This is a genomic window from Flavobacteriales bacterium, from assembly GCA_016779995.1.
GTDB lineage: Bacteria > Bacteroidota > Bacteroidia > Flavobacteriales > UBA7312 > UBA8444.
This window is the reverse complement of the sequence record JADHMO010000025.1, coordinates 1-6,980: the sequence shown is the minus strand read 5'-3', so window position 1 is coordinate 6,980 and position 6,980 is coordinate 1. Positions and strand designations below refer to the sequence as shown.

General features: G+C 31.9%; 8 protein-coding genes. 4 read left to right on the top strand and 4 right to left on the bottom strand.

Annotated features, from left to right (window positions below; translation table 11 throughout):
• Positions 1-364: 364 nt before the first annotated feature.
• Both ISP71_08715 and ISP71_08710 read right to left on the bottom strand, forming a co-directional pair.
• The gene (locus ISP71_08715; GenBank protein ID MBL6664167.1) at positions 365-715 is read right to left on the bottom strand and encodes a hypothetical protein; all 351 of its coding nucleotides are present in this window, start codon (positions 713-715) and stop codon (positions 365-367) included.
• On the bottom strand, positions 712-969 hold the full coding sequence (locus ISP71_08710) for a hypothetical protein (GenBank protein ID MBL6664166.1): 258 nt from the start codon (positions 967-969) through the stop codon (positions 712-714). The genes ISP71_08715 and ISP71_08710 overlap by 4 nt, the downstream gene beginning before the upstream one ends.
• Positions 970-1,431: 462 nt before the next feature.
• Here ISP71_08710 and ISP71_08705 point away from each other — a divergent pair, with 462 nt between their 5' ends.
• On the top strand, positions 1,432-3,546 hold the full coding sequence (locus ISP71_08705; GenBank protein ID MBL6664165.1) for a DUF3987 domain-containing protein: 2,115 nt from the start codon (positions 1,432-1,434) through the stop codon (positions 3,544-3,546).
• An 81-nt stretch (positions 3,547-3,627) separates the two neighbouring features.
• Here the strand turns inward: ISP71_08705 and ISP71_08700 are convergent, their stop codons facing one another.
• On the bottom strand, positions 3,628-3,921 hold the full coding sequence (locus ISP71_08700) for an HNH endonuclease (GenBank protein ID MBL6664164.1): 294 nt from the start codon (positions 3,919-3,921) through the stop codon (positions 3,628-3,630).
• A 1,026-nt stretch (positions 3,922-4,947) separates the two neighbouring features.
• Here ISP71_08700 and ISP71_08695 point away from each other — a divergent pair.
• The 3 genes from ISP71_08695 to ISP71_08685 all read left to right on the top strand — a co-directional run bounded on the left by ISP71_08695 (position 4,948) and on the right by ISP71_08685 (position 6,310).
• Positions 4,948-5,292, top strand: coding sequence for a hypothetical protein (locus ISP71_08695; GenBank protein ID MBL6664163.1), 345 nt, complete (start codon positions 4,948-4,950; stop codon positions 5,290-5,292).
• A gap of 264 nt (positions 5,293-5,556) precedes the next feature.
• Entirely contained in the window at positions 5,557-5,853 is a 297-nt protein-coding gene (locus ISP71_08690; protein MBL6664162.1) for a Bor family protein, read from the top strand.
• 229 nt (positions 5,854-6,082) lie between these two features.
• Positions 6,083-6,310, top strand: a complete 228-nt coding sequence (locus tag ISP71_08685; GenBank protein MBL6664161.1) for a hypothetical protein — start codon at positions 6,083-6,085, stop codon at positions 6,308-6,310.
• A gap of 99 nt (positions 6,311-6,409) precedes the next feature.
• On the opposite strand, the gene ISP71_08680 is transcribed toward ISP71_08685, so the two are convergent.
• Positions 6,410-6,937 (bottom strand): site-specific integrase, encoded by a 528-nt coding sequence (locus tag ISP71_08680; GenBank protein MBL6664160.1) that lies wholly within the window; start codon positions 6,935-6,937, stop codon positions 6,410-6,412.
• Positions 6,938-6,980 lie beyond the last annotated feature (43 nt).

Genomic DNA, 6,980 nt, shown 5'->3' with positions numbered 1-6,980 from the left:
TTTATGCCAGGTCTTAGTGAAGGCTATTTTTATAAATCTTGCCAATTAAATCTTGGTATTAGCTATGAAGAAATGATTTATATCATTACAAATAATGGACTAATATCTGTTACTAAAAATAAAGTTAAATCCCCAAAATTCCAACCTAAAATTCTGAAATAAGACCCCCTACTCCAAAATTAAATCCACTTTTCTTTTGGGGGTAGAGCGCATATAATGGTATATAACCAAAACTTTGCACCCCCCTTAATTATTTCGAATTGTAAATACTTAAACCATTGCTATCACTGGGCTTAACTAGGTTATCTAGGGGTACTTTTGTTTGGGGGTGAAAGAGCCTCTAATAGGGTAGCCTTAGGGTGTGTTAACTACTACAATTAATAGTTGCTGGTTTTATGTTTTTATGAAAAAAGCCACCGTGTGAATCCGCATCATCAAATGCTTTTTTAAAATCCCAATACGAATCAAACTTATATTCCCATCCTCCATAGACATATTCTTTCCCATAACTTTTGAATCTAACAACAGCGAATAGCATTTCTTTATAAGTATACCAATTGATACAATAGATTGCAGTAGAGGCGGGGCATGAATTGTCAAGTCTTCTACCATCATATTTTATAGTATCTAGTAATTCTTCACAATCAATATTTTGGCTGTAGGACGAAAAGATTGAAAATATAGATAATAAAACAAGATTTTTTAAAAGCCTCATTTATTGTCTTTTTCTAAGTGTTTTTTTGCTCTTTTGTATCTTATTTTTTGAAGCTTTCTTTCTCTTTTTCTTCTCTTTTTTTCTGCTTTAATTCTAAGATTATTTGCTCTTCTTGCCCTATCCATTTCAGCGGCTGATGACCACCCTAAGGCTCTTGCTTGTGATTCTCTTTTTGCAGAAGCATCCATTAATGAATTGGATAAGTCTTTCGCTATTTTAGAATAATCTACTTGAGTTGAAGCATCACTTCGCACGTATCCATAACCTGGATTTTGCCAAAAGAAACTAAAGGGACAAACATTAAAACAAGAAGTAGCTTTTTCATAGTGTTGGTTTTTAGATAGTTCAAGATATGAATCTCACAGAATCTGACGTCTTAGATAAAAGTAAAACATCAAAATTCATTTTTTTAACTTACTGATTTTCAGATGTACTTTTTTGTAACATACTGATTATCAGGTATATTATTTTGTTAATAATAGACCCCGATTGTGGAAAAGTCCGTCTTTCAAATTCAAAAATATCTTTGGAGCTTTATACAAAAGAAAAAGCCAACAGAATCGGCTTGGAGCTTTCAACTATTGGCGGTAATTGCGTACTGTAAATATACGAAATTCTTCACTAAGATTCCGGGCTTTTTCTTCATAAATTAATCAGTAGGACTGCAAGACTGCAAGAACTGCACGCTCTGCAATCCTACATAATAAATATATATAATGAAGATTACAGTTTTTAAAAATTTCCAAGACAGGAAAGGAAATTATGAATTAGTCAAAGTCTTAAACGCTATTAAGGAAGGCAAGTTCAATAAAGAAATCACTCAGCTTAGAGAAGCTGATAGTGAAGAAGAAAAAGGAAGAATTAAAAATTCTCTCCTTGCATTTACTCCATCAGCAGTTTTAAATACTGGAAGGAAGTTTACAGATGGAGATAGCTATAGTGGTATTATCCATTTAGACTATGATAAGCTAAATGATGTAGCTGGGGCAATAGATAAAATTAAATCTCTTGAGTATACCTATAGCTGTTTTGTTAGTCCAAGCGGTGATGGTATTAAAGTGTTTATTAGAGTAAGTAATGAGATGGAGCAGCATAAAGATGCTTTTAATACTCTAAGAAGTTACTATGATAAAGCAGTTGGAAGAGAGTCTGATAAATCAATAAAAGACCTTGTTAGGTTATGCTTTGTATCTAGTGACCCAGAGCTATATCTAAATGAAGAGTCTGTAGTATTTGATTATAAAACTGTAAGCACGACAAGAACCCCTGAAGAGCTTTGGGAGTATACCTCTAGAAAAGAAACCTTTACTGTTGGTAATAGAAATAATTTCATCCACTTCTTTGCATGTAATGCTAATAGAGAAGGATTAAATATGGAAGATGTAAAATCATATTGCTCTTCTATGACTGATGCGACTCTTACCTATAGTGAAATAGAAAAGACAATTAGAAGCGCATATGAGAATAATACTTCTCAGTTTGGAGAATTGCAGAGCGTGCAGTTTGTGCAGTCGTGCAGTAAGGAAGATAAATCTCCAATGATACCAGATGAGGTTTATGAAAATTTACCTCCTGTACTCAAAGAATCTTGTGAGGTTTTTAGTGGAAGAGAAAGAGATGTGTATCTAACAAGTGCTTTATCAATTATTAGTGGAGGACTTTCTAATATCAAAGGTGTTTATGATAATGAAATTGTTTATCCAAACCTCTATTCATTTATTATAGCACCAGCTGCTAGTGGAAAAGGCTCTATGAAGTATGCAAAGAGCCTTGGGGATTGTTTTCATAACTTATTACAGGAACAAAACGTTCAGGCAAAAATAAATTACAATAGAGATGTGGAGATATATAATTTGAAAAAGAAAATGGCTAAAAAAGAAGAAGATATAGTTGATTTAAAAAAACCAGAAAAGCCAAAACATAAAGCCTTTTTTATTGCTGGTAATATCTCTTCAGCGATGCTACATAAAGTTCTCGAATCTAATGGTGGTAGCGGATGTATCACAGAAACAGAAACGGACACCATAACTAATGCACTAAAACAAGAGTGGGGAGGTTACAGTGATATATTAAGAAAAGGATTTCATCATGAGACTATATCATTGATGAGAAAAACAGATTTGGAATATATTATAATTGAAAAGCCTAAATTTTCTTTATCAATTACTGGAACACCGGACCAAGTAAAAGGTATACTGAGTAATACTAAAAATGGTTTGGCAAGTAGGTTTATGTTCTATTCATTCAATGCAAAACCTGAATGGAGAAGAACTTTCACTAAAAACATAAGTAGCAGTAAACAGAACCAATTTTTAAAATTCACACAAGACCTTTGTGACAAGTTTTCCTCCCAAAGTGAAAGAGAATTTAACATTACAGAAGAACAAGGAGAAATTCACTTCAATACGTTTAAAGAAATATTGGATGAAAAATACTATTCTTATCTCGGAGAATCTGATAGTCTAATTAAAAGACTTGGTCTTATTATTTATAAAATAGCAATGGTGCTCTCAGCAGTCAGAACTGACGAGCCTATAATGGAGTGTGAGGATAGGGACTTTGATACAGCGATGGAGCTTACAAAAGTATATCTAGCTCACGGGCTCAATGTTTTTCAAAAGATAAATAATCGTGAGAACAAGCTCCCGCTAAATGAAGAGCTGTGGATGAATAAGCTTCCAGAGGAGTTTACATCATCCGAGGCTATTTCAATAGCTAAGAAGCTTGGGATAAAAGAGCGGACAGCTTACAAAAAGCTTAGGGATTATGTTGAAAATGAACTATTGAAAAAGGTGGAGACTGGAGTCTATAGGAAATTATCAAAAAACTGAAAGTGTTTTAGACGACACTATTAAACAGTCTTATTAATATTGTGGGGGTAGATTTATATTTGCCCCCATAATATTTTAGGATTATAATTTGGCTCCTTTTGCTCTATTGCACTTAAAACAAAGTATTTGAATATTATTTACACTATTTGAACCTCCTTTTGAAAAAGGAAGCTTATGGTCATATTCAATATCAACATTACTTCCACATTGAACACAAAATCCACCATCTCTTTCATAAACAGCTTTTCTTACTTCAGAAGAAATATTTCTACTCCTTTTTTCTATCTCTCCCCACTTTCCAAGACCTATGGTGAAATCATATGTTTCAATATTTGATTCATGATTACCAATTCCTTCGTAATTAAGTAGCACCATCTTTTTCCCATCAGGAGTTTTTTCAATTTTTAACTAAGAAATCTTCTAGGTGTTTTTCTAAAGCAAATTCTGAAGTATTTTCAACAGTAGAATCACTTGAAATTATTATTGGTGATTTATCTCCTTTTATTAAAACCTCTCCTCTTCATTAAGTTCTACAATACACTTTACCAAGATTACAAGCTACTAATGAAGTAAGTGAAGACTTGCCTTTGTTCATTAAGCTCTTGGATTTGTAATCGTTTAATAATATTTGTAGATTTAAGTATTATTAACCATAATTCAAACTAAAAATGGACAAACAATTTGTATACAACGAAAAAAAAGCCAACTCAACACAAATCTGATTACTATTCCTTTTTCTAGGATGGTCTTATGGCTCTCTTGGGAGTATAGGAAAACAAATTCTTTTTTATATAACTTTAGGAGGTCTTGGTGTATGGATTTTAATTAGATTATTTACACTTCAAGGAGCTATTAGAGATTATAATAAGAAAATTGCTATGGAACTCGGCTTCACAAATGAAGAATTGGCAAAGATGGGACTAGTCTAGTTTTAGAATTGATATCATATTCTTGTAACTAACCGCTCTCTGACACACCCACAAAGACTCTTAGAAAGGCTTATTTAAGACACTTATCTAACGATTGATTAAAGCAATGCTTGATGCATCTCTTCAAAGGAAACAGTAATGTAAATTGTTACATTCTGCCCAACATTTTTAGATGGCTCATAGGGTTTATTTTTACAGGTTTACATTATATTTACATTACACCCACAATAACTAAATCATAACTTATTCATTTACAGCATATTAATTCCTTATTATAATATTCTGTATTGAAATAAATAAAAAGAAGTGATTAGTTGGATTAAAAAGAATTGGGTTGTCATAACTTTGATTTGGATTTTAGTAATCCTAATTTTACAAACGCTGTTATAAATTAGCTCAAAGTTTAGTCAGTTTAAAACTTAATTGAATCAATATAGTGTTGGCTTTACTTTGTAAAATATTGATTGGTTAAATGTATAAAATTCTTATCGCCATTTTTTTGAATGTTACACTTAATGCTCAAATCAATATCTTATCCGTTGAAGATTCTAAAAAGAAAATTGAATTGGACACTAAAGTTGAGCTTAGCAGAAATTACTTTGTAATATCAGCAGCCGTTTTTATTGGTGGAGTTGCCCTTAAAAATGTTGATAGTGATATTGAAATTTTAGGAGCAGGTGGGAGTTTAGCTGCTGCATTTACTTCAAGCTATTATCTTGTAAAACACTTAATATACGTCAGAAAGAGAAATCGGTTTTATAAACACCATAGTTTAGTTCGTAAATCAAAAATTAACTTTAAAGAAAGTTTTCGTTAATCATCGGCATATCCTCTTCATTAAGTTCGAATAGGCTCAAAGTAAACTTTATCAACAATGAAACAAGCTACTAATGAAGTAAGTGAAGACTTGCCGTTGTTTTTGTGATAGGTTCTTGCAAGCAAAGAGATTAGACGATTACTTTTGTTTAATAAATATCTATTATTTAATTATTTATATCCAAAAAAGTTAAATATTTTGATTGATTTTAAATTACTGAAAAACAATATTACAATTAATATATTTAATTTAATTTTCAAAAAAATGATTAAAAAAACTTTAAAAATGATGACAGTTGTATTTGCTGCATCAATGTTATTTACTTCTTGCTATTCCTACACAAGTGTTGTGGGTTCTGGTGCTAATGGAAACAGTCAAACAACTAAATGGAATCATTACGTGATTGGTGGACTTGCACCAGTTATTGTTTCTGATTCAAAACAAATGGCTGACGGAGCGGAAAACTATACTGTTCATACAAGACAATCTTTTGTAAATGGATTAGTTTCTGCATTAACTTTTGGAATATACACGCCGACTACTACGACTGTAACTAAATAAAACCAAAAGAAATTTTTATTTTTTCCGTCACTAATTAACTTTAGTGGCGTTTTCTTTTAAACCTAGTCATATCCTCTTCATTAAGTTCTACAATACACTTTACCAAGAATGAAACAAGCTACTAATGAAGTAAGTATAGACTTGCTTTTGTTTGTGTGATAGATTTAGTAAATTTAAATAAATCAGTTATAAGTTAATTTAAATTTGTAACTTGCTTAAAAACAAAGAGATGAATGAATTTATCGTTACATTAATTTTTATTGTTTTACTTGTTTCTGGAGTTTATTTTTATGCAGGATATTTAACAAGAACTGGAAAGGCAGAGGATGCTGACGGAAATTTTATACCTGATTCTTGGGAGGAAAAATTCGGCTGGTTTTTTAATGCTAAAGGACTAATAATGTTAGTGCTTGGTTTGGTTTTGGGTTATTTTTTAGGAAATAGCTTTCCCTTATAATAACACTTACACTTATTGTTAAATCCTAACTCTATTAGACAATAAATCATATTCTTTGAAGTTATCAGAGTTTGGGTAATTGGTAGAAATTTACATAGCTTAAATCATCGGCATATCCTCTTCATTAAGTTCAGGTATTTCTAAACCTCTTAAATAAGTCAGACTAACATTTATAGATGAGTGTCCCATAGCTTTCTGTAGCTTGGTTATACTTCCTGTCCTTTTAAAGATATCTATAGCTCCAGAGTGCCGAAAAGAATAAAGTGTTTGGTCTAGTTCAATAAGCTTAGAAACCCTCTTAAAACGACTCCAAAGTGTTTTAAAATAGTCTGGATTGGGTGGTTTATTGGAGTTAGTGAAGATATTGTGATTTGACTCTCCTTTAACCAGTATATCTCTTATGTAAGACGGTACTGGAACGATTCTATTCCTTCCAGATTTGTTCCTGCCTCCTGATAATTTTATGTAGCTGAGTTCGCTCGTAAAATCTCCCCAGGTTAGCTCTCGTATCTCGCGATGAGGTCTTAATAAGCATCCATATGTTAGAAGGCAGCAGAGGTGTAGATTACTATTGTATTGCTTTATTTCATTTATAACCTCAGATATATTATCAATAGGTTTATTCAACTTACTGAGCGGCTTATGGAGCTTGACCGCGCTCGTTAATTTA